The sequence below is a fragment of the Shinella yambaruensis genome (assembly GCF_022899355.1).
Lineage (GTDB): Bacteria > Pseudomonadota > Alphaproteobacteria > Rhizobiales > Rhizobiaceae > Shinella > Shinella yambaruensis.
Genome location: NZ_JALJCK010000006.1, coordinates 106,832 through 128,525, shown reverse-complemented (window position 1 = coordinate 128,525; position 21,694 = coordinate 106,832). Strand labels below are relative to the sequence as shown.

22 protein-coding genes are annotated in these 21,694 nt (G+C 64.8%); 9 read left to right on the top strand and 13 right to left on the bottom strand.

Going from position 1 to position 21,694, the window contains the following annotated elements; translation table 11 throughout:
* Window positions 1-26: 26 nt before the first annotated feature.
* Window positions 27-1,016, top strand: coding sequence for a WD40 repeat domain-containing protein (locus MUU56_RS15680; protein ID WP_244768233.1), 990 nt, complete (start codon window positions 27-29; stop codon window positions 1,014-1,016).
* Between the two features lie 194 nt (window positions 1,017-1,210).
* Window positions 1,211-1,945, top strand: coding sequence for a class I SAM-dependent methyltransferase (locus MUU56_RS15675; protein ID WP_244768232.1), 735 nt, complete (start codon window positions 1,211-1,213; stop codon window positions 1,943-1,945).
* A gap of 77 nt (window positions 1,946-2,022) precedes the next feature.
* Here MUU56_RS15675 and MUU56_RS15670 read toward each other — a convergent pair whose 3' ends face one another.
* Complete coding sequence (locus MUU56_RS15670; protein ID WP_244768231.1) at window positions 2,023-2,307, bottom strand: hypothetical protein; 285 nt, start codon at window positions 2,305-2,307, stop codon at window positions 2,023-2,025.
* Between the two features lie 249 nt (window positions 2,308-2,556).
* Between MUU56_RS15670 and MUU56_RS15665 the strand changes: the two genes are divergently transcribed.
* Entirely contained in the window at window positions 2,557-3,723 is a 1,167-nt protein-coding gene (locus tag MUU56_RS15665) for a hypothetical protein (protein ID WP_244768230.1), read from the top strand.
* A gap of 77 nt (window positions 3,724-3,800) precedes the next feature.
* On the opposite strand, the gene MUU56_RS15660 is transcribed toward MUU56_RS15665, so the two are convergent.
* The 5 genes from MUU56_RS15660 to odc2 form a co-directional block, all read right to left on the bottom strand.
* Window positions 3,801-4,247 (bottom strand): glyoxalase superfamily protein, encoded by a 447-nt coding sequence (locus MUU56_RS15660; RefSeq protein WP_244768229.1) that lies wholly within the window; start codon window positions 4,245-4,247, stop codon window positions 3,801-3,803.
* 269 nt (window positions 4,248-4,516) lie between these two features.
* Entirely contained in the window at window positions 4,517-5,542 is a 1,026-nt protein-coding gene (locus MUU56_RS15655; RefSeq protein WP_244768228.1) for a serine hydrolase domain-containing protein, read from the bottom strand.
* 114 nt (window positions 5,543-5,656) lie between these two features.
* Window positions 5,657-6,343: an OmpW/AlkL family protein gene (locus MUU56_RS15650; RefSeq protein ID WP_244768227.1), complete on the bottom strand. Its 687-nt coding sequence runs from the start codon at window positions 6,341-6,343 to the stop codon at window positions 5,657-5,659.
* A 200-nt stretch (window positions 6,344-6,543) separates the two neighbouring features.
* A complete protein-coding gene (locus MUU56_RS15645) occupies window positions 6,544-7,134 on the bottom strand; it encodes a GNAT family N-acetyltransferase (protein WP_244768226.1) in 591 nt (196 codons plus the stop codon).
* A 92-nt stretch (window positions 7,135-7,226) separates the two neighbouring features.
* Window positions 7,227-8,360 carry an ornithine/lysine decarboxylase gene (odc2, locus tag MUU56_RS15640; protein WP_244768225.1) on the bottom strand — a complete coding sequence of 378 codons (1,134 nt, stop codon included), beginning with the start codon at window positions 8,358-8,360 and terminating at the stop codon, window positions 7,227-7,229.
* A gap of 560 nt (window positions 8,361-8,920) precedes the next feature.
* On the opposite strand from odc2, the gene MUU56_RS15635 reads away from it, so the two are divergent.
* From MUU56_RS15635 to MUU56_RS15625, 3 genes are all read left to right on the top strand, one after another.
* On the top strand, window positions 8,921-9,826 hold the full coding sequence (locus MUU56_RS15635; protein WP_244768224.1) for a LysR family transcriptional regulator: 906 nt from the start codon (window positions 8,921-8,923) through the stop codon (window positions 9,824-9,826).
* Between the two features lie 87 nt (window positions 9,827-9,913).
* The gene (locus tag MUU56_RS15630) at window positions 9,914-10,555 is read left to right on the top strand and encodes a DUF1007 family protein (protein WP_244768223.1); all 642 of its coding nucleotides are present in this window, start codon (window positions 9,914-9,916) and stop codon (window positions 10,553-10,555) included.
* On the top strand, window positions 10,549-11,547 hold the full coding sequence (locus tag MUU56_RS15625; protein ID WP_244768222.1) for a nickel/cobalt transporter: 999 nt from the start codon (window positions 10,549-10,551) through the stop codon (window positions 11,545-11,547). Before MUU56_RS15630 ends, MUU56_RS15625 begins: the two co-directional genes overlap by 7 nt.
* A gap of 10 nt (window positions 11,548-11,557) precedes the next feature.
* On the opposite strand, the gene MUU56_RS15620 is transcribed toward MUU56_RS15625, so the two are convergent.
* The 4 genes from MUU56_RS15620 to MUU56_RS15605 form a co-directional block, all read right to left on the bottom strand.
* Window positions 11,558-11,770, bottom strand: a complete 213-nt coding sequence (locus MUU56_RS15620) for a hypothetical protein (RefSeq protein WP_244768221.1) — start codon at window positions 11,768-11,770, stop codon at window positions 11,558-11,560.
* Window positions 11,767-12,456 carry a GNAT family N-acetyltransferase gene (locus MUU56_RS15615; RefSeq protein ID WP_244768220.1) on the bottom strand — a complete coding sequence of 230 codons (690 nt, stop codon included), beginning with the start codon at window positions 12,454-12,456 and terminating at the stop codon, window positions 11,767-11,769. The genes MUU56_RS15620 and MUU56_RS15615 overlap by 4 nt, the downstream gene beginning before the upstream one ends.
* Before the next feature lie 96 nt (window positions 12,457-12,552).
* On the bottom strand, window positions 12,553-13,245 hold the full coding sequence (locus MUU56_RS15610) for a tellurite resistance TerB family protein (protein ID WP_244768219.1): 693 nt from the start codon (window positions 13,243-13,245) through the stop codon (window positions 12,553-12,555).
* 135 nt (window positions 13,246-13,380) lie between these two features.
* Window positions 13,381-14,019, bottom strand: coding sequence for a 2-dehydro-3-deoxy-phosphogluconate aldolase (locus MUU56_RS15605; protein WP_244768218.1), 639 nt, complete (start codon window positions 14,017-14,019; stop codon window positions 13,381-13,383).
* A gap of 154 nt (window positions 14,020-14,173) precedes the next feature.
* Between MUU56_RS15605 and MUU56_RS15600 the strand changes: the two genes are divergently transcribed.
* Together MUU56_RS15600 and trhO are read left to right on the top strand one after the other, a co-directional pair.
* Window positions 14,174-14,659, top strand: coding sequence for a CYTH domain-containing protein (locus MUU56_RS15600; protein WP_244768217.1), 486 nt, complete (start codon window positions 14,174-14,176; stop codon window positions 14,657-14,659).
* Window positions 14,660-14,708: 49 nt separating this feature from the next.
* Window positions 14,709-15,647, top strand: coding sequence for an oxygen-dependent tRNA uridine(34) hydroxylase TrhO (trhO, locus tag MUU56_RS15595; RefSeq protein ID WP_244768216.1), 939 nt, complete (start codon window positions 14,709-14,711; stop codon window positions 15,645-15,647).
* On the opposite strand, the gene MUU56_RS15590 is transcribed toward trhO, so the two are convergent.
* Together MUU56_RS15590 and MUU56_RS15585 are read right to left on the bottom strand one after the other, a co-directional pair.
* Window positions 15,648-17,843, bottom strand: coding sequence for a putative bifunctional diguanylate cyclase/phosphodiesterase (locus tag MUU56_RS15590; RefSeq protein WP_244768215.1), 2,196 nt, complete (start codon window positions 17,841-17,843; stop codon window positions 15,648-15,650).
* Window positions 17,844-17,930: 87 nt separating this feature from the next.
* A complete protein-coding gene (locus MUU56_RS15585; protein ID WP_244768214.1) occupies window positions 17,931-19,304 on the bottom strand; it encodes a GH1 family beta-glucosidase in 1,374 nt (457 codons plus the stop codon).
* Window positions 19,305-19,519: 215 nt separating this feature from the next.
* Here MUU56_RS15585 and MUU56_RS15580 point away from each other — a divergent pair, with 215 nt between their 5' ends.
* Window positions 19,520-20,425: an HD-GYP domain-containing protein gene (locus tag MUU56_RS15580; RefSeq protein WP_244768213.1), complete on the top strand. Its 906-nt coding sequence runs from the start codon at window positions 19,520-19,522 to the stop codon at window positions 20,423-20,425.
* A gap of 42 nt (window positions 20,426-20,467) precedes the next feature.
* On the opposite strand, the gene MUU56_RS15575 is transcribed toward MUU56_RS15580, so the two are convergent.
* Entirely contained in the window at window positions 20,468-21,652 is a 1,185-nt protein-coding gene (locus tag MUU56_RS15575) for a Gfo/Idh/MocA family protein (protein WP_244768212.1), read from the bottom strand.
* Window positions 21,653-21,694 lie beyond the last annotated feature (42 nt).

Below are 21,694 nucleotides of genomic sequence, written 5' to 3'. Positions count from 1 at the left end.
GTCCTGCGCATGAAAGACAAGACCTGATGCCGACAGTCGCGCCTCTTGATCTCGACGGGCACGTCGTCGCGGCCGCCTTCCTCGGCGACGTGCCGTTCTTCGCCACCGCCTCCGGCGCCATCCACCGCCTCGACCACGGCGAGAAGGTCACCGAGGCGCATGACGGTCTGCTCGCCTGCATTCGCGACGAGGCGAGCGGCACGCTGATCACCGGCGGCGAGGACGGCAAGGTGCAGCGCATCGCCGCCGACGGCACCGCGACGCTTCTCGCCGAAGTGCCACGCAAATGGATCTCCATCGTCGCCGCCGGCCCGCAGGGCGCGGTCGGCTTTGCCGAGGGGCGCACGGCGCGCGTCCGCCTTGCCGACGGCACGATCAAGGAATTCGCCGAAAGCCGCTCGGTCGAGGGCATCGCTTTCGCGCCGAAGGGCCTGCGCATCGGCGTGGCGCGCTACAACGGCGCCTCGCTGCACTGGGTGGCAATGGCCGGCCAGCCGGTCGATCTCGAATGGAAAGGCGCCCATACCGGCATCACCTTCTCGCCCGACGGCCGCTTCGTGGTCACCAGCATGCAGGAAAACGCCCTGCATGGCTGGAAGCTCGACACCAAGCCCGGCGCCGAGACGCGCCACATGCGTATGACGGGCTATCCGGCCAAGGTGAAGTCGCTGTCCTGGTCGGTGAAGGGCAAATGGCTCGCCTCGTCCGGCGCACCGGCGGCGATCGTCTGGCCGTTCTCCGCCAAGGACGGGCCGATGGGCAAGCCGCCGCTGGAACTCGGCACCCGCGCCGACGTGATGGTGACCTGCGTCGCCTGTCATCCCGCGGAAGAGGTCGTCGCCATCGGCTATTCCGACGGCATGGTGCTGGCCGCCCGTTTTGCCGATAGCCGCGAAGTGCTGCTGCGCCGCCCCGGCAAGGGCGCCGTCACCTCCCTGGCCTGGAGCGGCAACGGAAAGCTCCTCGCCTTCGCCAGCGAAGCCGGCGATTGCGGCGTCATAGACCTGGCCGGCTGAGCCAGGCACCATCATCAGCTTGAAGCAAGCCTGCGCCTCTAGAGGTCCCAAGGGGATTTCCGGGGGCCGGGCAGCCATGCGCTCGCGAAACAACCTTGCTTTTTTACCGGGATCGGGCCCGACGGGCCGCGATCCCCCGCGCAGCCGTCTCCCACGCGAAGGCGGCCAATCGCGCGTACCAAAGGACGGTTCGGATGATTGAGAAATACCAATATTATGCGAGCATCTCCGGCTCGGTGGAAAGCGCGATAGAAACCATCCGCAACCTGCCCAGCGCAAAATGCTACGACATCCAGTACATCGAGCGGCAGCTGATCCCCGAACTCGGCCTGAACGACGAATATCTCGAACAGCAGCCGAACGAGCTTTCCCCCTATTTCGGCAAGGGCCTGCACCTGTGGCAGTATCCTTCCCAGCTCGCCCGCTATCTTGTCTGGCTGTCCCACAATGCCCGGCAGGTCCGCAACTTCACGGAAATCGGCTGCCGGTGGGGCGGAACGTTCATCCTGGTGAACGAATGGCTGAAGAAGATCGGCGCGCCGCTGGAGTTTTCCCTCGCCATCGATCCGATCGAGCCGACGCCGTTCATCGAAAAGTATCGGGAAATCTCCTCCACGCCCGTGCACTACATCCAGGACCTGTCGACCTCCCAGCAGGTTGGCGACTACCTGCGCTCGTTCAAGCCTGACATGGTGTTCATCGACGGCGACCATTCGCTGCACGGCGTGATGTACGACCACCTAATGGTGCGCAAGCAGGCCGGTATCATCGTGCATCACGACATATCCTCGCAGGCCTGCGCCGGCACGACGCTCTTCTGGAACTACATCAAGCAGGCCGAAAGCGAGTTCGAAGCCTGGGACTTCACCCAGCAATACGAATCGGTCGACGGCCATTTCCTCGGCATCGGTGTCCTGAAGCGCAGGTAACCGCCGCACCGAACGGTTAAAGCCCGGGAGAGCAGCGCTCTCCCGGGCCCACGGACCGCAAGGGCGGGATGGTGCGGTCAGTGCTTGCGCTTCTTGCAGCCGCAGTCGCTGCCGCCGAGAATGCCCAGCGTATTGCCGTTGAGGATGCCCGACAGGGTGCCGTTGAGCACGCCGTTCAGCACTTTGTTGTTATCGTTGTCGCTGAGAATTTCGCCGACGCCGACACTCGGGGCGATCACCACGCTGCCCGTCTTGTTGTTGTTCAGGATGCCGAGGCCGCCAAGCAGGCCACTGGCCGATGCCTGGCCTGCGCCAGCGATTGCGAAGACGGTTGCGATGGCGATGATGCGGGTCTTGTTCATGCTCTCTCTCCTTCGGTTGTGTACCTCTCTGGTACGCAATCGAAGGTAATATAAGCATCGATTTACTCAACCCGATTTCCCAATCATAGCAAAGAGTTAACCATAACGTAGAAAAGTTTAACAATTCCCAACCAAAATCAATTTCAGGTAGCATAAATTGCGCTATCAAGTTTAATATCAACCATTGAGGGAATTTTTAACCATGCAACCCTAGGATTCTGTTCCAGAAACGGACAGGAACAGGATCTGATGCGCTTTCTTGGTGGCTTCGTTTGTGCAGCTGCGATGCTGGCCGGACACAACCCGGCAAAAGCCGATTCAACCGTCGATTACAAGACCGGCATGGGCTGGACGTCGAATATTTTTCAGGATCCGACCCATCTTTCGGCCGCCTTCGGCGAGGCGAAATTCGGCTTGCGCGGCAGTCTGGCGCTGGAGGACTCCCAGTTCGCCTACGCGCTGAACATGAGTGCCCGGCGTGTGCCGAAATATCGTTTCGCGGACCAACGCACGGCCGGGATCGAATTCGGCTACGCCCATGATCTCAGCAAGTCGGCGAAGCTCACCCTGAAGGGCGGACTTGAGCACCGGCGCACGGGCGATATCTTTCTCGCCCTGCCCGGTGCGTTGATCGGCTATCACAAGGACGATGTCTTCGCGACGGCGGGCGCCGGCCTGACGGTCGACCATTGGGGTGGCCGCAACCACCTGACCGCGACCCTCTCGAACCTTGACCGCGGCAAGGCGCATTTCACGCTTGCCGGCCTGAAGCCGACCCAGCTCGACGCCGGCTACAGCCTGCTCGACCTCACAGGCGGCCAGATCCGTCCGCTGCTCGGCGGCGAGGCGGGCGCCACGCTGCAATACAGGGCGAGCCGCATTGCCGGCTCCGAGCGCAGGACGTTCGGTCGATTTCCGGCCGAAACGTTGCGCGGGTCGCTCGCCTATGGCCGGGCCTACGGCAACGGCATCACCCTGATGGCCGAGGCCGGCGTCGTCGGCATCGCCAGCCCCTATCTCGGCACGACCGTCGAACGCGCCCGTCCCTTCTTCAAGGGCGAGGCGACCTGGCAATTGCCGCACAAGGCCGTGCTGAAGGCAAAACTGGCACGCGACCTCCGCCTCGTCGATATCGACGATCCGCTCGCCGAGGATGTGCGCACGGTCGGCCTTTCGCTGGAAAAGGCGGTGACGGAAAAGCTGAAGCTGACACTCGCCTACGAGCAGGCCTATAGCGACTGGCTCTACTACGACTACCGCACGCGCACGAAGTCGGTCGCCGCCACGCTGACCTATACGCTGCCCAGGGGCGCAACGATGGCGCTGGAATACAGCCATCTCGTGCGCCGCGAAAACGACAAGGCCGCCGATTTCAAGATCGACGGCCTTGCAGTGCGGTTTGCCGGTTCGTTTTAGACCATTCCCGCTTTTCTTCGAATCGCGAAAACGCTGCAATTCTTTGTCTTCACGCTTTTGCATGAAGCCGAAAGGCCTCACCATTCGAGTTCGAGATGCGGCCGGCCGTTCGAGGTCTTTTCCATGGTCCTGCCCGTTTCATCGACGGTGCAATGCACGCGCTGGCGAAAAGCGGAAAAGCTGTCGAAGGTCACCACATCGACCGGCTCGTCGAAATGCAGCACCATGCGGTAACGGCCAGGCTGACCGGTCAGCGCCTGCACGCCCAGCACCTGCGCGTCGAAAGGCTGGCCGAGATAGTGGCCGCGCACGCGCGCGCCAAGCATCCACGGATTGAACGGCGGCCGGTTGCCGGCCGCCGCATTCAGCGTGTTCCAGTCGCGAAAGCCGTATTGGGCGGCGACGAGTTCAAGGGCGCGCGAATGGGAAAGGGCCTGGCCGTCCTCGCAAAAGCGGGCGCGCAGCCGCTTTGCCTGGTCTTTCAGGGCGTCAAGCGATGGAAGGGGCGTCGATGATGAACGCATGTCGAATCTCCAGTCGGTGCATGCGTCTTTTCGGAGGGAGCCCGCATTGCCACCGGTTCGCATGCCTGATGCTGGAAGACCGATTTTCCGAAGGAGAGACTTCACCAAAGCTTGCGCTCGCGGACGGCAGGGGCTCTCACCCTTGCCCTCGCACATAAGGCCTTGCCGGCCTTCTGTCAAATCCGCCGCCGGCTCGACCGCGTCTGCGGCACGCTGCCGGCGCTTGCCGGATGCCTTGCCTTTCACCGCCGCGCGGCGACCTGGCAGCCTCAGCCCTCCGCCGTGCCGATGATCTTCGCCAGGAGGTCGTGCAGCTCGTCGCGGTAGCCGGAGCGCGCGGACGGCCCGCTCTCGTCGGAGGTCATGGCGACCGTCAGGCCGAGATCGGGCACGACATAGAGCATCTGGCCGCCAAAACCCCAGGCGAAATGGACCGTCCTGCCGGCGATCACGCGTTCGAACCAGCCATAGCCGTAGCCGTCGTTGGAGAAGCGGGAATTGGTGCGCGACGTCCAGGACCGGCGGATCCAGTCTTCCGGCACGAGTTGCTCGCCCTTTGCCGTGCGCCCGCCATTGCGATAGAGCTCGCCGAAGGCCAGCAGCGAGCGGGTGCTCATCGCCATCTGGTTGCCGCCGAGATAGACGCCCTGCGGGTCGCGGTCCCAGGCTCCGATGCGAAAGCCCTCGACCGGCTCCAGCCAGTCGCGCGCAAGCTGCAGGGTGGATTTGCCGCCGACCTTCGTCAGGATGGCCGAAAGCAGATGCGTGGAGCCGGTCGAATAGAGCATGCGGCCGCCCGGCTCGTCGACGAAGGGCATGGCGAGCGCGGCACGTACCCAGTTGCGGCTGGCGATCCAGCGCCCGTAATTGCCGCCGGAGGTGCGATCCAGCCCCGCCTGCATGGAGAGGAGATGGCCGATCGTGATGCGATCGAGCCGCGGATCGCGTTCCGCCGGCAGGTCGCCGGAAAGGATGGGCGCGATCGGCTGGTCGACGCCTTCCAGCAGGCCCTTGTCGATCGCGATGCCGACAAGGGCGGAGATGATCGATTTGGAAGCGGACTTGATATTGGTGCTTTCGGCCGGCGTATGGCCGCCATAGCCCCGCTCGGCGACGATCTCGCCGTCCCGCGCCACGACGACGGCTCTTAGCTGCAACAGCGCGGCGGCAGCCTCCAGCGTCTCGGCAATCGTCTGCGCCGGCTGCACGACGGCCGGTTGCTGCGCATGAACGGCAGGCGGCGACGAGATGGCGAGCGCGAGCGAAAGTCCGGCGATAAGAGCGTGCGTCCTCATGTCATGGCACATAGGCGCAGGCCGGCGCGAATTCATGACCGATCGCCGGCTTTCACGCAATGTTGAAGGCGCCCACCCTGCCGGGCGGCGGGCGGGCGCTTCGGAATCCCACCGTCAGAAGCGGTAGGTGACGCCGGCACCGACGAGCCAAGGATTGAGCTTCGCCTTGCCGGTGAGCGGCGCGCCGTCGAAATCGACCTTCCATTTGGGCTCGAGGAAGATCTTCTTCACGTCGAAGTTCACGCCCCAGTGGTCGTCCAGCATATAGTCGAAGCCGACCTGCAGGGCCGCGCCCACCTTGTTCTCGATGTCGAGATTGGAGAACCTGCCCGAGCCGGACTGTTCATAGAAAAGGCTGTAGTTCACCCCGGCGCCGACATAGGGCTTGAAGGCGCCGAAATCGGTGAAGTGATATTGCAGGGTCACCGTCGGCGGCAGCAGCCAGGCCTTGCCCACCTTGCCGAGGCCCTCGATCGCGCCGTCCGCATGGACATTCGCATAGGTCGTGCCGAGAATGAGTTCGGCCGCGATGTTGTCGGTGAAGAAATAGGAGATGTCGAGCTCCGGAATGACCGTATCCGTATAGGAGAGGTCGGAACCCGGGATACCGTTCACCGAGCCGGAATCGTTCGTGATGACGCCGAGGCCGCGCACGCGGATCTGCCAGGGGCTCTGCGCCGCGAAATCAACGGTCGCCTCCGACGGCGCCATGCGCTCCTCAAGATCGGCAGCAAACGCCTGCCCAGCCAGCAGCGCCAGACCGGCGGCAAGGGCGGCACGCCCCATCCAATTTCCCTTCATGTCGTCTCTCCATCAAACGCGACTCGTCTTTGCGAGGGCGACTATGGAGCGGCAGGGTGCGACGCTCCTTTGAGATGGATCAAACAGCGGCAGGCGAATGGGAAGATTGGCGCGATATTCGCGCCAATCTTGACGATCATCCAATTAAAACAATGACACGTATCAAACGGTAAAGGGCCGGCAGGTTGCCGGCCCCGTCCTCAGGCCGCCTTGCGCAGCTCCGCCGCCACCCGGCGGCGACCGCTTGGGACGAGCACGCCGGCGGCACCGGTCAGCCAGCCGTCCTTCAGCTCCAGCCCGAGGAAGCGGCGGCGCTCGAACGGGCCAGGCATGACGAGATGCCGCGCCTTGTCGGCGAAGAAGCCGAAGCGCTCGTAATATTCCGGATCGCCGACCAGCAGCACCGCACCGTGGCCGCGGCCCCGCGCCTCGGTGATCGCCGCCCGCATCAGCGCGCCGCCGATGCCCTTGCCCTCGTGTTCGCAATCGACGGCAAGCGGGCCGAGCAGCAGCGCCGGCACGGCGTTTCCGTCCGGATCGACGCCCGCCTCGACATTCCACAGCCGAACGGTGCCGATGACATGGCCATCCGCATCGCGGGCGACGAGCGCGAGGCCTTCGGCCGGCATGCGGCCCCGGCGGATCTTTTCCGACGACTTGCGGAAGCGAGCCTCGCCCATGACGCGGTCGAGCAGACGTTCGCGCGCAACGACGTCGCCGTTGTTTTCCAGGTCGATGGTGAAAGCGGCATGCGCGAAGAACGCGCGGACAGAATCAAGAACAGTGGCCATCTCTGGGCCTCCCGCACTCAAAACCGATTCAAACGGTATCCGGAACGAATTGTGAAGGCCGGCGCTCCCGCAGGGACGGGAGCGCCGGGTGGTCAGATGACGTAGGCCTTGAGCGGCTCGAAGCCGTTGAAGGCGACGGCCGAATAGGTCGTCGTGTAGGCGCCGGTGCCCTCGATCAGGACCTCGTCGCCGATCGAAAGGGTGATCGGCAGCGGATACATGTTCTTCTCGTACATCACGTCGGCCGAATCGCAGGTCGGGCCGGCGAGCACGCAGGGCTCCATCTCGTCCTGATCGCGCACGGTGCGGATCGGGTAGCGGATCGCCTCGTCCATCGTCTCGGCGAGACCGCCGAACTTGCCGATGTCAAGGAAGACCCAGCGGTGGTTGTCGTTGTCGGACTTCTTCGAGACGAGAACGACTTCCGCCTTGATCACACCCGCATTGCCGACCATGCCGCGGCCCGGCTCGATGATGGTTTCCGGGATCTGGTTGCCGAAGTGCTTCTTCAACGCGCCGAAGATCGCCTGGCCATAGGCTTCGGCGGACGGAACGTCGCGCAGGTACTTCGTCGGGAAGCCGCCGCCCATGTTGACCATCTTCAGCTCGATGCCCTGCTTGGCAAGCTGCACGAAGACGCGCTTGGCATCGGCAAGCGCCGAATCCCAGGCATCGAGCTTCGTCATCTGCGAGCCGACATGGAAGGACACGCCGTAGGACGTCAGGCCCAGCTGGTGGGCGTAGACGAGCACGTCGACGGCCATCTGCGGCACGCAGCCGAACTTGCGCGACAGCGGCCATTCGGCACCTTCGCCATCCGTCAGAACGCGGCAGAACACGCGCGCGCCAGGCGCGGCACGGGAAATCTTCTCGACTTCCTCATGGCTGTCGACGGCGAAGAGCGAGACGCCGAGCGCATGCGCCTTGGCGACATCGCGCTCCTTCTTGATCGTGTTGCCGAAGGAGATGCGGGAAGCGGTCGCGCCGGCGTCGAGCGCCATTTCGATCTCGGCGACGGACGCGCAATCGAAGTTGGAGCCCATGGAGGCGAGCAGGCGCAGGATTTCCGGCGCAGGATTGGCCTTGACGGCATAGTAGATGGCGCTGTCGGGCAGCGCGTGGCGGAATGCCTTGAAATTGTCGCGCACGACATCGAGGTCGACCACGAGGCACGGGCCGTCGGGACGTCGGGTGTTCAGGAAGTCGATAATACGTGCAGAGGTCATCTCGGTATTCCCCATATCCAGGTTGCTCCGGGAAAACCCGGAGGACAAAGGGCAGAATGCAGGCACGCTCTGGAACCAGCCGGTGGAGACCCCGGAACCAAGCATGCGCATCATGCGCGAACGGTGAACCGAAGCCCGCCTAGGCTTCAATTCGGCTTTGTCTGCCATGGATTGGTGGGAGAACCCGACCGCACGTCCGGCAATGAAGGTGTGCCTCTTCAGTAACCCCGGCTGTTGGAAAGCCGGCAGACACCAGAAAGGCCCGCACCGTCGTTGCTTCAAGATGTCCTCGCTCTTCCGGTTGGCCGGAGAAACGACTGGAGGGGTTAATTCCAGGTACCTTACCGATTTCCTCACCAATTCGAGGGTCGGCGGACACCCACAGGCACGTGCGACTTTGGGCAAGGCGGGAGATAAGAAGAATCGCTGTCGTAATCAAGAGGTTTTTTGCGGAACGCTATTGAAAATATTCCGGCAGCCACGACATTCGCCGGACTGGTTTTCTAGAGCATGTTGATAACGCACCGGCCACCGTTTCGGCCGCAGCCGAATGGGGACACATGGATACTCTGACCCGAATTCGCGCCTTCATCGACGTCGTCGATGCCGAAGGCTTCTCCGCCGCCTCGCGCAAGACCGGCCGGTCCAAGGCGCTGCTTTCGAAATATGTGCGCGAACTGGAAGACGAACTCGGCACGCTGCTGCTCAATCGCACGACCCGCCAGTTCTCGATGACCGAGGCCGGCCATACCTATTACCGCACCGCCTCCGACATCCTGAAGGAGATCGACAACCTTGCCGATCTCGTGCGCGAGAAGAACACGGACCTGCGCGGCAAGCTGAAAGTCTCCGCCCCGCGCACCTTCGTCGACGCCGATATCGGCCAGTCGCTCATCGATTTCGGCAAGGAGCATCCGGAACTGTCGCTGGAAATCGTCTCGGACGACCGTTTCGTCGATCTCGTCGAGGAAGGCTTCGACGTCGCCGTCCGCATCACGCGGCTCGAGGATTCCGCCCTCATCGCGCGCAAGCTTGGCGATTTCTACCTGAAGATCTGCGTGAGCGAGGAATTTCTCGAACGGGTCGGCCCAATCAACCATCCAAGCGACCTCGCCCGCCTGCCCTGCATCATCGACACCAACGGCAAGTCGCACAGCAACTGGCGCTTCATCGACGAGAAGGGCACGGGCTTTTCCGTGCCGGTCGGCGGCCATATCGAGGTGAACAGCCCGACGGCGGCGGTGCGCGCGGCGGCGAGCGGCCTCGGCGTCGCGCAGGTGCCGGCCTTCATCGCCCGCCATTGCCTCGACAGCGGCAGGATCGTCTCGATCCTGGAGGATTACCTGCCGACGGACCGCGGCATCTACGCGATCTATCCGCACCGCCGCTACCTGCCGGCGAAGGTGCGCACCTTCGTCGATTTCCTGCACGGCTGGTTCCGCCGCAATCCCGGCATCGAGGCTTGAGGCGGCCGAGGAGAGGTCCCAATTCCGACCCATTTGCGTTACATTCAACCGGTCGATTCTGAACGCCGCCGCGAGAGGACATACCCCATGCGATTCCTCCCCCTCCTCGTTGCCGGAGCAGCCATCATCGCCCCGGCTGCGGCCCTCGCCCATCCGCATATCTTCGCGGAGGCGCGGCTGGAGGTGGTGGCCGGCGAGGACGGTACGGTCAGCGAACTGCGCAATGTCTGGCGTTTCGACGAGATGTTCTCGGCCAGCGTCGTGATGGACTTCGACAAGAACAGCAACGCCGAACTCGACCCGGACGAGCTGGCCGAAGTCGGCCAGACCGTTCTCGAATCGCTGGAAGAGTTCAGCTACTACACTACGATCACCGAAGACGGCAAAACCATCAAGGTCGCCAAGCCCGACGCGATCAACGTCGACTACAAGGACGGCCAGCTGCTGATGTTCTTCACCGTCAAGCCGGGCGAGGCCATGCCGCTCAAGGGCAAGCTCACCTTCGGCGTCTACGATCCCACCATGTATGCCGCGATGGACTTCGCCTCGGATGACGACCTCATCGCCGTCGGCGACAAGTTCGCCGCCTGCAAGCGGGCCGTCGTGCGGCCGGACCCGGACGAGGTGCTCGCCCAGAACCAGGACAGCCTGACAGAAGCCTTCTTCAACGACCCGGCCGGCACCGACATGTCGAAACTCTTCGCCACCCGTCTGGAGCTGACATGCTGACCCGCAGCCGGGCTCTCGCCCTTCTCACGCTGACGCTCGCGATCGCCGCGGCCGCCGGCCTTGCCCACGCCCAGTCGCCGCTCGGTATCGGCTCGGCCGAACCCGGCTTCAACACGACGGGCACCTTCGGCAGCCTGTTCGGCTGGATCAACGCGCAGCAGCAGGGCTTCTACCGCGCCATGACCGGCGCACTGAAGGAGATGCGCGAAAATCCCTGGGCGGCCTCCACGCTGGTCGGCCTCTCCTTCGCCTACGGCGTCTTCCATGCCGCCGGCCCCGGCCACGGCAAGGCCGTCATCTCCTCCTACATGCTGGCGAACGAGGTCGAGCTGAAGCGCGGCGTCTTGCTCTCCTTCCTTTCCTCGATGCTGCAGGGCATCGTCGCCATCCTGCTCGTCGGCGCGGCCTATCTCTTTCTGCGCGGCACCACGGTCTCGATGACCGATGCCACCCGGGCGCTCGAAATCGGCAGCTATGCCCTCATCGCCCTTTTCGGCGCCTGGCTGCTCTTCAGGAAGCTGCGGCCGGCGGAACGCCGGGCCTCGGCGCTCGGCGCCCAGGCGGTCGAGGTGCACAATCATGGCCATGCGCACCACCACCACCATGCCGGTGAAATCTGCTCGACCTGCGGCCATGCCCACGCGCCGGATCCCTCGCTGCTGAAGGGCGAACGCTTTGCGCTGCGCGAGGCCTGGTCGGCCATCGTCGCCGTGGGCCTCAGGCCCTGCTCGGGCGCGCTGATCGTGCTCAGCTTCGCGCTTCTGAACGGTCTCTATCTCGGCGGCGTGCTCGCCGTCGTCGCCATGTCGATCGGCACGGCCATCACCGTCTCCATCCTCGCCACCCTCGCCGTCACGGCCAAGGGCGCGGCCGTGCGTTTCGCCGGCAACGGCGCGGCGGCCGCCCGCGTCGGCAGCGCCATCGAGATCGGCGGCGCCGCGCTGGTCATGGTGCTGGGATTGCTGCTGCTCGGCGCCGCGTTGCAGGGCTGAGACAGCCGCGCTAATTGCCGCGGCTGCGCTGGTAGCGCGCCCGGAGCCAGAAGAGCAGGAAGAAACCGAGCACGAGCAGCGTGCCGAAGACGCCCGCCAGCCACGGCGAGACGTCGCCGAGCGCGATCATTGCGCGCGGCAGGAAATAGAACACCACGCCCGTTCCGAGCAGGATGAAGAGCGCTGCCAGCGCCGGCGACTTGCCCTTGCGCTCCCCGCTCATGCCGCGCCCGCCTTGATCTCGGCGCGGATGTCTTCGAGGCGACGTTTCTGCTGGCCGCCGGCATCGAAATTGCCGGGCGAGAGCCAGGCGTCGAAGGCCTTGGCAAGAACAGGCCATTCGCCGTCGATGATCGAGAACCAGGCGGTGTCACGGTTCTCGCCCTTGGACAGCATGTGCTGGCGGAAGACACCCTCGAAGGTGAAGCCGAGGCGGGCGGCGGTGCGCTTGCTGGCCTCGTTGCCGTTGTGGCACTTCCACTCGTAGCGGCGATAGCCGAGATCCTCGAAGACATGCCTGGCGAGCAGGTATTGCGCCTCGGTGGAAAGCGGCGAACGGGACATGCCGCCGCCATGGGCGATGCCGCCGATCTCGACGACGCCGTTCGCCGGATCGGGCCGCATGTAATGCGCCATGCCGACGACCTTGCCGGCCGCCTTGTCGATGATGACCTCGCGCACCCAGCCGGACTTGATGACCGATTCCGACCAGGCGTCGAAATCCTCGATGCCGGCAAAATCGGCCTGCGTGAAATAGCGCAGCAGCGGATTGATCTGCATGCCGCCGAACGCATCCCAGAGCGCCTGGAGATGTTTCGCGCGCTCATAGGGCTCCAGACGCACGGTGCGCCCTTCGAGGACGACGGGCGCCGGTGGCGGGCACCCTTTCCAGTCTTTGAGATCGCGCATGAGAATTCTCCTTCGGTCTTGCCGAAGGGATAGAGCAGGCGCCCTGCCCGCGCAATGCGCAAAACGGGGAGCGGCGTTCGGCCGCCCCCGAAAGGTTCAGACGGTGGCGGCGGAAACCGTCGCCTCGATATGGTCGACCAGCGCGTCCGGCAGGCCGAGGCGGCCGGCGAGCAGGTCGAGATAACCGCGTTCGGCGCGCGACTTCGGCTCGATGGCGAGGCGCGAGGCGGTGTAGAGCTCGACGCGCTGCTCCTCGGTCTTCGCCGCCCCGATGATCGCGTCGAGGTCCACCGGATTGGCAAGCTCGTCCTCAAGGAACTGCGCCGCGTCGGCGCCAAGGCCGGACACTTTCAGCTTGTCCATGATGCGGGCGCGTTCGGCCTCGTCGATATGGCCGTCGGCGCGCGAGGCGGCGATCATGGCGCGCACGAGGATGAGGGCGAAGTCGGTGCTGACGGCCTCGGGATGGAAACCGGAATCGGTCGGCGGCGGCAAGAGTTCCGGTGTCGTGCCCTGCGTGGTCTCGACCGGGTTCTGGCCGGCCTTGTAGTTCTTGTAGGCCTGGTAGCCGAGGCCGGCGATGGCGGCGAGGCTGCCGAGCTTGAGCGCGGAACCGGCGACCTTGCGCCCGCCATCCGTTCCGAGCAGGACGCCGGCAATCGCGATGGCGGCAAGCGGGTTGTCCTTGGCGAGCTGCGTCACCTGGCCGGCACGGTCGCGCACGGACCCGCCGGCGCCGGGCACCTGGGAACCGAGGAACTGGTCAAGCAACTTCTTGGCGTCAAACATGGGCGGTCTCCGTTTCGCTTGTTCTCTTGTCATCGCAAGGGCCGACAGCAAGGCAAGATAGGAATGCACGACCGCAATTACAAACGCATAACGGGCGACCAAGGGCCGCCCGTCTGCAAATCCGCTGAACCTGCCTCAGCCCTTCAGCGCCGCCGCTTCCGCGGCGAGCTTCGTGATGCCCGCCCAGTCGCCCTTGGCGACGAGGTCCTTCGGCGCCACCCAGGAGCCGCCGACGCAGACGACATTGGGGAGCGAGAGATAGTCGCGGGCATTGGCAAGCGAAATGCCGCCCGTCGGGCAGAACAGCGTACCGGCCAGCGGCGAGGACAGCGACTTCAGGTAGGCGGCGCCACCGGCCTGCTCGGCCGGGAAGAACTTCAGCACCTGGTAGCCCTCTTCGCGAAGGCCCATGACCTCGCTGGCCGTGGCGGCACCCGGCAGCAGCGGGATATCGCTGTCGGCAGCCGCGTCGATCAGCTCCTGCGTCGTGCCGGGGCTGACGATGAACTGCGAGCCTGCCTCGACCGCCGCCTCGAATTGTGCGGCATTGAGGATCGTGCCGGCGCCGGCGACGGCGCCCTCGACCTCGTTGGCGACCGCACGGATCGCTTCCAGCGCGGCGGGCGTGCGCAGCGTGATCTCGATGGCCTTGAGGCCGCCCGCCACCAGGGCGCGCGCCAGGGGAACGGCGGTCGAAAGGTCATCGATGACCAGCACCGGCACAACCGGCTGCAGCTTCAGGACGGAAAGGAGCTTGGCGTTCTTCTCGCTCATGGCACGACCTTTTAAAACGATTGAATTGAGATCCGAATAGCGCGTCTGCGACGTCGTGTCGAGCCTAAAGCATGAAGGCTTCTCTTGTCATGACAGACTTATCGTGCAAGTCTTCCCCTCGCCCAAGCCCATCTCCAACAGCGAAAGCGAGCCTATGGCGAAAGAGATCGAGCGGAAGTTCCTGGTGTCGGGCCAGCGGTGGCGCACCTTCGCAGACGAAGGCATCGCCATCCGGCAGGCCTATATTGTCGCCCAGGACGACCGGTCGCTACGGGTCCGCATCTACGGCAACGGGCAGGCACGCATCACCCTCAAGGTCGGGCATACCGCGCTGGTGCGCGACGAATACGAATTCGAGATCGACCGCGACGAGGCCGAGGACATGCTGCGCCATGCCATCGGCAATGTCATCCGGAAGGTCCGCTACAAGGTGCCGCATGAGGGCCACATCTGGGAAGTCGACGTCTATGAAGGCGCCCATCGCGGGCTTGTGATCGCCGAGGTCGAGCTAGCCTCGATCCATGACGAACCGGAGCTGCCCAACTGGGTGGGGCGGGAAGTGACGGGCGAAAGCCAGTATTCCAACCAGTCCATGGCGCTCGGCATCAGCGATGGCGCGCGGCTGCACCAGCTCGCCTGAGCCGCCGCGCCGCATTGCCTGAAAAGCCGCGAGGTTGTATGTGGCGGCCATGACCCAAGAGATTTCCTCGCCCGTCCCCGCCAGCGGCTTTCTTGTCGCCGCGCTCTATCACTTCGTCGCGGTTCCGCGCTTTGCCGCGCTGCGCGCGCCCTTGCAGGCGCTCTGCGAGGAGAACGGCGTGCGCGGCACGCTGCTGCTCGCCCACGAGGGCATCAACGGCACGATCGCCGGTCCGGCCGATGGCATCCGCCGGGTGCTCGCCTTCCTGCGCAGCCAGCCGGAGTTTGCCGCGCTGGAGCACAAGGAGAGCCATGCGGCCGAAATGCCCTTCCTGCGCATGAAGGTGCGGCTGAAGAAGGAAATCGTCACCATGGGCGTCGAGGACATCGACCCCACGCGCTCCGTCGGCACCTATGTGGCGCCTGAGGACTGGAACGCGCTGATCTCCGATCCCGATACCATCGTCATCGACACGCGCAACGACTACGAGACGGCGATCGGCATGTTCAAGGGCGCGGTCGACCCGAACACGAAGACGTTCCGCGAGTTCCCGGACTGGGTGCGGGGCAATACCGGCCTGCACAACAAGCCGAAGATCGCCATGTACTGCACCGGCGGCATCCGCTGCGAAAAGGCGACCGCCTTCATGAAGGAACAGGGCTTCGACGAGGTCTACCACCTCAAGGGCGGCATCCTGAAATATCTCGAGGAGGTGCCGGCGGAGGACAGCCTCTGGGAAGGCGCCTGCTTCGTCTTCGACGAGCGCGTCTCCGTTCTTCACGGCCTGGAAGAGGGCGAGCACAAGCTCTGCCGCGCCTGCCGCCATCCGTTGACCGCGGAAGAGATCGCCTCGCCGCTCTACGAGGCCGGCGTCTCCTGTCCGCATTGTCATGCAACGCGCAGCGAGGAGGATCGCCTGCGCTTCCGCCAGCGGCAGATGCAGATGGATCTTGCAAGGAAGCGCGGCGAGCGTCACCTCGGCAAATAATCAACCGGCCGCGGCCTCGACGTCGACGGGCGGGGCCAGCAGGTCGCTTATCGCCCTCTCGCTCATCGGCTTGCCGAAGAAATAGCCCTGCAGCTGGTCGCAGCCGCACAGATGCAGGAAGGCCGCCTGCTCGGCCGTCTCCACCCCCTCGGCCGTTACCGGCATATCGAAGGAGGCGGCGAGCGCCACCGTCGCCTGCAGCATCGCCCCGCCCTTCGGCGACTGTTCCCCGGCAACGGTGAGCGAGCGGTCGATCTTCATGCGGTCGAAGCCGAAGCGGATGAGATAGCCGATGCTGGAAAAGCCGGCACCGAAATCATCGAGCGCGATGCGCACGCCGCCGGCCTTCAGCCGGTCCATGACGAGTTTCGCACGGCCGGGATTCTGGATAAAGTAGCCCTCGGTGATCTCCAGCGTGACACGGGACGGCGCGATACCGGCCTCCGCGATGATGCCGAGCGCCTGATCGGGGAAATAGGGATTGCGGAACTGCGCCGGCGAGACGTTGATCGAAATATCGATGTCCGGCCAGTTGCGCACCGCCGCGCAGGCCCGCCTGAGGATGAGCGGGCCGAGTGCATCGATGATGCCGGTCGCCTCCGCCAGCGGAATGAAGACACCCGGCGGCACCGGCTTCGTTCCGCCGCGATACCACCGGGCAAGCGCCTCGACGCCGCAGATCGTCCGGCTCCGTGCCCCGACGATCGGCTGGAACACGACGTCGATCTCGCCGCGTGCCACCGCAGCCCTCAGCGCCTCCTCCATTTCCCGCCGTTCGTCGCGGTCGTCGTCCATCAGCGTCTCATAGTGCATCGCACGGCCGCGGCCGGCATGCTTGGCCCGGTACATGGCGACATCCGCCCGGCGCAGAAGCTCCTCGCCCCCGACCGCCCCCTTGCGCGAGACGGCAATGCCGATGCTGGCGCCGACGACGGCGACGCGCTCGCCGATCGCGAAGGGTTCGGAGAAGAAATCCAGGATGGACCGGGTGAGGCGCTCGGCTTCCGGCCCGTCGGGCCTGTCGATGAAGGCGATGGCGAACTCGTCGCCGCCGATGCGCGCCAGCATGGCCTTGGCCGGGACGAGACGGGAAAGCCCGGCCGAAACCCCGCGGATCAGCCTGTCGCCGACCGCGTGGCCGTAAAAATCGTTGACGTCCTTGAAGCCGTCGAGATCGAGATAGAGCATCACGACGTCGCGCTCCTCCGCCCTCGCGCGGGCGGTCAGCTCGTCAAGGCCGAGATAGAGGCCGGTGCGGTTTTTGAGGCCGCTGAGCCTGTCGGTGAGAGCCTGGGTCCGCGCCGTGTTTTCATCCGCCTTGAGGCGTATGGCGAAGGCGGCGCCGGTCAGCACGAGGAGCGCGAAGAAGACGACGACTCCGGCGAGCGCCAGAAGCACGAGCGGGCGCACCTGCGCATAGCTCTGGTTACCCGGCGCATCCGGCGTCCAGGAGAGGAAGCCGAGGGTCTTTCCGTCCGGATCGGCAAGGGGCACGGCAGGCCCGCTCGAAGGAGCCGATTCCGCCAGCAACAGGCCCGAGATCAGGAAGTTGTCGGCAATGCGGGAAATGCGGGCGGGTGTCAGGTGGCGGATGATGAAGAGCGTGCGCAACGCCTCCGACGGAGCCTCGACCGCGCTGGAAACCGGCCGGATGGCGGAGGCGGCACCGACCGCGGGTCCATCCGGCGTTTGCAGGAAGACGCCGAGTTCCGCGCCCGGCTCCAGCCCGGCGCGCAGGATCTTGCGGTGCATCTCCAGGAAGGCGGCGCCGCCATAGCTGCGTGCATCGGCCTTAACGGGCGCACCGTTGCGATAGGCGAGCATCGTCCTGCCCGTCTCGTCGACCAGGAAAACCGTATCGAAAAGCGGCCCGCCCTCCGTGGCAAGGCCCATATTGGCGATGAGCCAGGGCATGTCGGTCGTGCCATAGACGGCCGCGACCGCATCGTCCCAGACGGCATAGTCACGCACGGTGGTCACCATGGAATTGCGCATGGTGGAGAGCGCGCCGAACACGGTCTGGCGCGTGCGCTCCTCGTCGAGTTCGTTCGCCCGGTTCGCGAGGAACCCGAGCGCCATCATGACGAGGACAGTGGCAAGGCTGACCACGACGGCAAAGGAGGCGAGCACACCCAGAACGACCGCAAGTCGTCGGGCGCCGATCATGCCTGAAAGGTGGCGCGCTAGCCGCAGCATCGTCTTCTCCGACCAAGCGGCGATGATGCGGCAGAACCGTTATGAATCCTTTACGTCGCGCGCGACAATGCAAGGCAGATGGCGGTTTCAGGCGGCCCGATGCCTGCCCTTGCGAAACGCGCCGGCGAGTTCGGCATACCACCTGCCGCTCTTCTTGATCGTGCGGAGCTGGGTCTCGTAGTCGACATGCACGATGCCGAAGCGCATCCGGTAGCCCTCGGCCCATTCGAAGTTGTCCATCAGGCTCCAGGCGAAATAACCGCGCATCGGATACCCTTCGCGGATGAGGTCCGCGGTGATGCCGAGATGCTCGGCGATATAGTCGAGGCGCGGCTGGTCGTCGACCGCGCCGTTCTCGACGCCCATATTGTAGCAGGCACCGTTTTCCGTGATGTAGCAGGCGGGCAGCGCGTAATCCGCGTTGAGCTTGCGGATGAGGTCACCGAGCGCCGGCGCAAACACCTCCCAGCCGATATCCGTCCTGATGTCGGCGACCGGCGGCGCGGGCACGGTCGCGGGGAATTCGGCGCCCTCCGCCGGATCGTGCGAAACCCGCATCGGCGTGTAGTAGTTGAGCCCCCACCAGTCGAGCGGCTGGCTGATCGTCTCCATGTCGCCCGGCTCGATGATCGGCATGCGGACGCCGAGCGCCGAGAGGAAGCTTTCGGGATAGTCTCCCTTGAAGACCGGGCCGAAGAAGACGCCATTGTGGAAGTCGAAGGCGCGCGCTGCCGCCGCCTGGTCTGCCTCGCCATCGCTGCCGGCATGGATGGAATGCGCATTCAGGACGAGGCCGGTGGCAAGCTGCGGGCGCTCCGCACGGATCGCCGCGACGCCGAGGCCATGCGCCAGGTTGGTGAAATGCAGGGCATGGAGCGCCGCATCCATGTTGCGCTCGCCCGGCGCATGAATGCCGTAGAGATGGCTGAGCCAGACGGAGCACCATGGCTCGTTGAAGGTCGCCACCGCATCCAGCCGGTCGCCGAGCCGGGCGATCACGGTTTTCGCGTAGCGCTGGTAGGCATAGGCCGTCTGCCGCGCCGTCCAGCCGCCGTCACCGGCCAGCATCAGCGGCAGGTCCCAGTGATAGAGCGTGGCGAAGGCCTTTATGCCGCGTGCCTTGAGGCGGTCCACGAGGCGATCGTAGAAATCCAGCCCCTTCTCGTTCACCGGGCCGGTGCCTTCGGGAATGATGCGCGGCCAGGCGATGGAGAACCGGTAGGCCGACACGCCGAGCGACTGGATGAGATCGAGATCCTCCTCCAAACGGTTGTAGTGATCGCAGGCCACGTCGCCATTGTGACGGCCATAAACACGGCCCGGCATGTTGGAAAACGCGTCCCAGATCGAAGGCTTGCGGCCATCCATCTTCGCAGCGCCCTCGATCTGGAAGGCGGCTGTCGCCACGCCGAACACGAAGTCGTCGGGAAACCGGCCGGCCAGGATTCTGGGATCGTTCATTTTCGTCTCTCACGCGCAGCGAATGGTGTGAATCTTGTTACTGCAACGTTGCAGTATGATTCCGGATCGCAAAAATCAATGTTTTTTCGGATCCGGAACCAGGTTTTACGCCTGGAAGCGGCCGACTCCAAAGCCGCCCTTAAACAGGGATTGCTTAAACAAGACTTAGGGACTTGCCCTCTAAACTGCCGATAGCCCGGGATGGAGGCACTGGCGTGGTACGACGAATTGCGAAGCATCTCGTGCGGAAGGGCATGTTCGTGGAATCGCTGGAATGCCCGAACGCCGAATTCTCCGGGCGACGTTTCCTCATCCAGTCCGACGAAACCGTACGGGCCATCCTGGCGACCTCCGCCGCCTATGCCCTGGTCAATCCGCAGAAGAGCACCGTGGACATTGACCTCGCCACCGGCATAGCGCCTGCCGCGCAGGCCGCCGAAGAGCGCGGACGCACGCTGGAGACGGTGGCGCAATCAACCCGCTCGCTGCGCAACAGTTTCGACGCCGCGCGAACGGGCCAGCTTGAAATCGACGCGCTGTCGCCGGTCGCCGACGAGATATCCGACCGCATCGACGCCGCCCCCGATGTCTTCCTGAAGGTCACGCGCCTGAAGACGAAGGACGAGGGGACCTATGTGCATTCGCTGGCGGTGAGCGCCCTCATGATGCGCCTTGCCCGCATGCTCGGCCATGATGAAAGCGCGGTGCGCGAACTCGGCGTGGCCGGCCTGCTGCACGACGTCGGCAAGCTGATGATCCCGAACGCCGTTCTCAACAAGAGCGGCCGGCTGGACAGCGAAGAAAGACGTCTGGTGCGCGGCCACCCCGAACTCGGATACCGCCTGCTGAAGGAGCAGGCCAACGTCTCCGACCTCGTGCTCGATATCTGCCGCTACCATCATGAAGCCCTGGACGGCAGCGGCTATCCGCTCGGCCTCAAGGCCGACAAGCTGAGCCCGGAAATCCGTCTTGCCACGGTCTGCGACGTCTTCGAGGCCCTGACGAGCACCCGCCCCTACAAGCGGCCGTGGACCACGCGCGACGCGCTGAACTGGATGTTCGACCGGGGCCAGCTGTTCGACAAGAAACTGGTGATCCGCCTCGGCAGCATTTTCGCCTGAAAGGCGCCGGCCGCCGCGGAGGGCGGCAATCCGGCGAAAACCTCAGACCTTGACCCAGGCCCCGTTCTTCTTCGACGACTGGACGCAGGCATCGACGAAAAGCATACCCTTGAGGCCGTCATCCACCGTCGGATAGGTGACGGCGGGATCGACCGGCGCGCCCTTGCGCTTGGCATGGATGGCCCGGGCGGCTTCGGAATAGATGTTGGCGAAGCCTTCGAGATAGCCTTCCGGATGACCGGAGGGCACGCGGCTGACGCGCGCGGCCGCCGCGCCGGAGCCGGCACCGCCCCGGGTAATCAGGCGCTTCGGCTCGCCGAAGGGCGTGTACCAGAGGTAGTTCGGATCGGCCTGCACCCATTCGAGACCGCCCTTGGTGCCATAGACGCGCACCTTCAGCCCGTTCTCGTGGCCCGGGGCCACCTGGCTGCACCAGAGCATGCCCTTGGCGGCAACCCCGTCCTTTTCCTTGAAGCGCATCATCACATGGGCATTGTCGTCGAGACGGCGGCCCGGCACGAAACTGTCGAGGTCCGCGGCAAGCTCGGCGAGCTCCAGCCCGGAGACGAAGCAGCCGAGATTGTAGGCATGCGTGCCGATGTCGCCGGTGGAGCCGCCGGCACCCGATTTCGAGGGGTCGGTGCGCCAGGCCGCCTGCTTCTGGCCGCCCGACTCGATGTCCTCCGTCAGCCAGTCCTGCGGATATTCCATCTGCACGAGCCGGATCGCGCCGAGATCGCCATTGGCCACCATCTCCCGCGCCTGGCGGACCATCGGATAGCCGGTATAGTTGTGCGTCAGAACGAAGAGCGCATCGCTCTCCTCCGCCAGCTTCTTCAGCTTGCGCGCATCCGAGAGCGTCGAGGTCAGCGGCTTGTCACAGATGACATGGATGCCGCGCTTCAGGAATTCCTTCGCCGCCTCGTAATGCACATGGTTCGGCGTGACGATCGCCACCGCCTCGATGCCGTTCTTCAGCTTCGCCTCGCGGATTGCCATTTCCTTGAAGCTGCCGTAGCTGCGCGCGGGATCGAGCCCGAGCTCGCGGGCCGACTGCGCCGCCTTTTCCGGCGAAGACGACAGCGCACCGGCGACGAGTTCGTAGTGATCGTCGAGCCGAGCCGCGATGCGGTGCACCGCGCCGATGAACGCGCCCGAGCCGCCGCCGACCATGCCGAGCCGGATGCGGCCCTCCCGCGCCTCGCTGGCGCTTCCTTCGATTGCCATGGGTTTCCTCCTACAGTGTCTCCGGGGCGGGTGCCCCTCATC

Excerpts from the sequence above, each read along its gene's own strand:
- odc2 (WP_244768225.1), bottom strand. The coding sequence starts at position 8,360 with ATGACCTCTGCACGTATTATCGACTTCCTGAACACCCGACGTCCCGAC.
- MUU56_RS15625 (WP_244768222.1), top strand. The coding sequence starts at position 10,549 with ATGCTGACCCGCAGCCGGGCTCTCGCCCTTCTCACGCTGACGCTCGCG.
- MUU56_RS15600 (WP_244768217.1), top strand. The coding sequence starts at position 14,174 with ATGGCGAAAGAGATCGAGCGGAAGTTCCTGGTGTCGGGCCAGCGGTGG.
- MUU56_RS15575 (WP_244768212.1), bottom strand. The coding sequence starts at position 21,652 with ATGGCAATCGAAGGAAGCGCCAGCGAGGCGCGGGAGGGCCGCATCCGG.
- MUU56_RS15590 (WP_244768215.1), bottom strand. The coding sequence starts at position 17,843 with ATGCTGCGGCTAGCGCGCCACCTTTCAGGCATGATCGGCGCCCGACGA.
- MUU56_RS15585 (WP_244768214.1), bottom strand. The coding sequence starts at position 19,304 with ATGAACGATCCCAGAATCCTGGCCGGCCGGTTTCCCGACGACTTCGTG.
- MUU56_RS15665 (WP_244768230.1), top strand. The coding sequence starts at position 2,557 with ATGCGCTTTCTTGGTGGCTTCGTTTGTGCAGCTGCGATGCTGGCCGGA.
- MUU56_RS15680 (WP_244768233.1), top strand. The coding sequence starts at position 27 with ATGCCGACAGTCGCGCCTCTTGATCTCGACGGGCACGTCGTCGCGGCC.
- MUU56_RS15615 (WP_244768220.1), bottom strand. The coding sequence starts at position 12,456 with ATGCGCGATCTCAAAGACTGGAAAGGGTGCCCGCCACCGGCGCCCGTC.
- MUU56_RS15655 (WP_244768228.1), bottom strand. The coding sequence starts at position 5,542 with ATGAGGACGCACGCTCTTATCGCCGGACTTTCGCTCGCGCTCGCCATC.
- MUU56_RS15620 (WP_244768221.1), bottom strand. The coding sequence starts at position 11,770 with ATGAGCGGGGAGCGCAAGGGCAAGTCGCCGGCGCTGGCAGCGCTCTTC.
- MUU56_RS15650 (WP_244768227.1), bottom strand. The coding sequence starts at position 6,343 with ATGAAGGGAAATTGGATGGGGCGTGCCGCCCTTGCCGCCGGTCTGGCG.
- MUU56_RS15675 (WP_244768232.1), top strand. The coding sequence starts at position 1,211 with ATGATTGAGAAATACCAATATTATGCGAGCATCTCCGGCTCGGTGGAA.
- MUU56_RS15635 (WP_244768224.1), top strand. The coding sequence starts at position 8,921 with ATGGATACTCTGACCCGAATTCGCGCCTTCATCGACGTCGTCGATGCC.
- trhO (WP_244768216.1), top strand. The coding sequence starts at position 14,709 with ATGACCCAAGAGATTTCCTCGCCCGTCCCCGCCAGCGGCTTTCTTGTC.
- MUU56_RS15630 (WP_244768223.1), top strand. The coding sequence starts at position 9,914 with ATGCGATTCCTCCCCCTCCTCGTTGCCGGAGCAGCCATCATCGCCCCG.
- MUU56_RS15670 (WP_244768231.1), bottom strand. The coding sequence starts at position 2,307 with ATGAACAAGACCCGCATCATCGCCATCGCAACCGTCTTCGCAATCGCT.
- MUU56_RS15660 (WP_244768229.1), bottom strand. The coding sequence starts at position 4,247 with ATGCGTTCATCATCGACGCCCCTTCCATCGCTTGACGCCCTGAAAGAC.
- MUU56_RS15610 (WP_244768219.1), bottom strand. The coding sequence starts at position 13,245 with ATGTTTGACGCCAAGAAGTTGCTTGACCAGTTCCTCGGTTCCCAGGTG.
- MUU56_RS15645 (WP_244768226.1), bottom strand. The coding sequence starts at position 7,134 with ATGGCCACTGTTCTTGATTCTGTCCGCGCGTTCTTCGCGCATGCCGCT.
- MUU56_RS15605 (WP_244768218.1), bottom strand. The coding sequence starts at position 14,019 with ATGAGCGAGAAGAACGCCAAGCTCCTTTCCGTCCTGAAGCTGCAGCCG.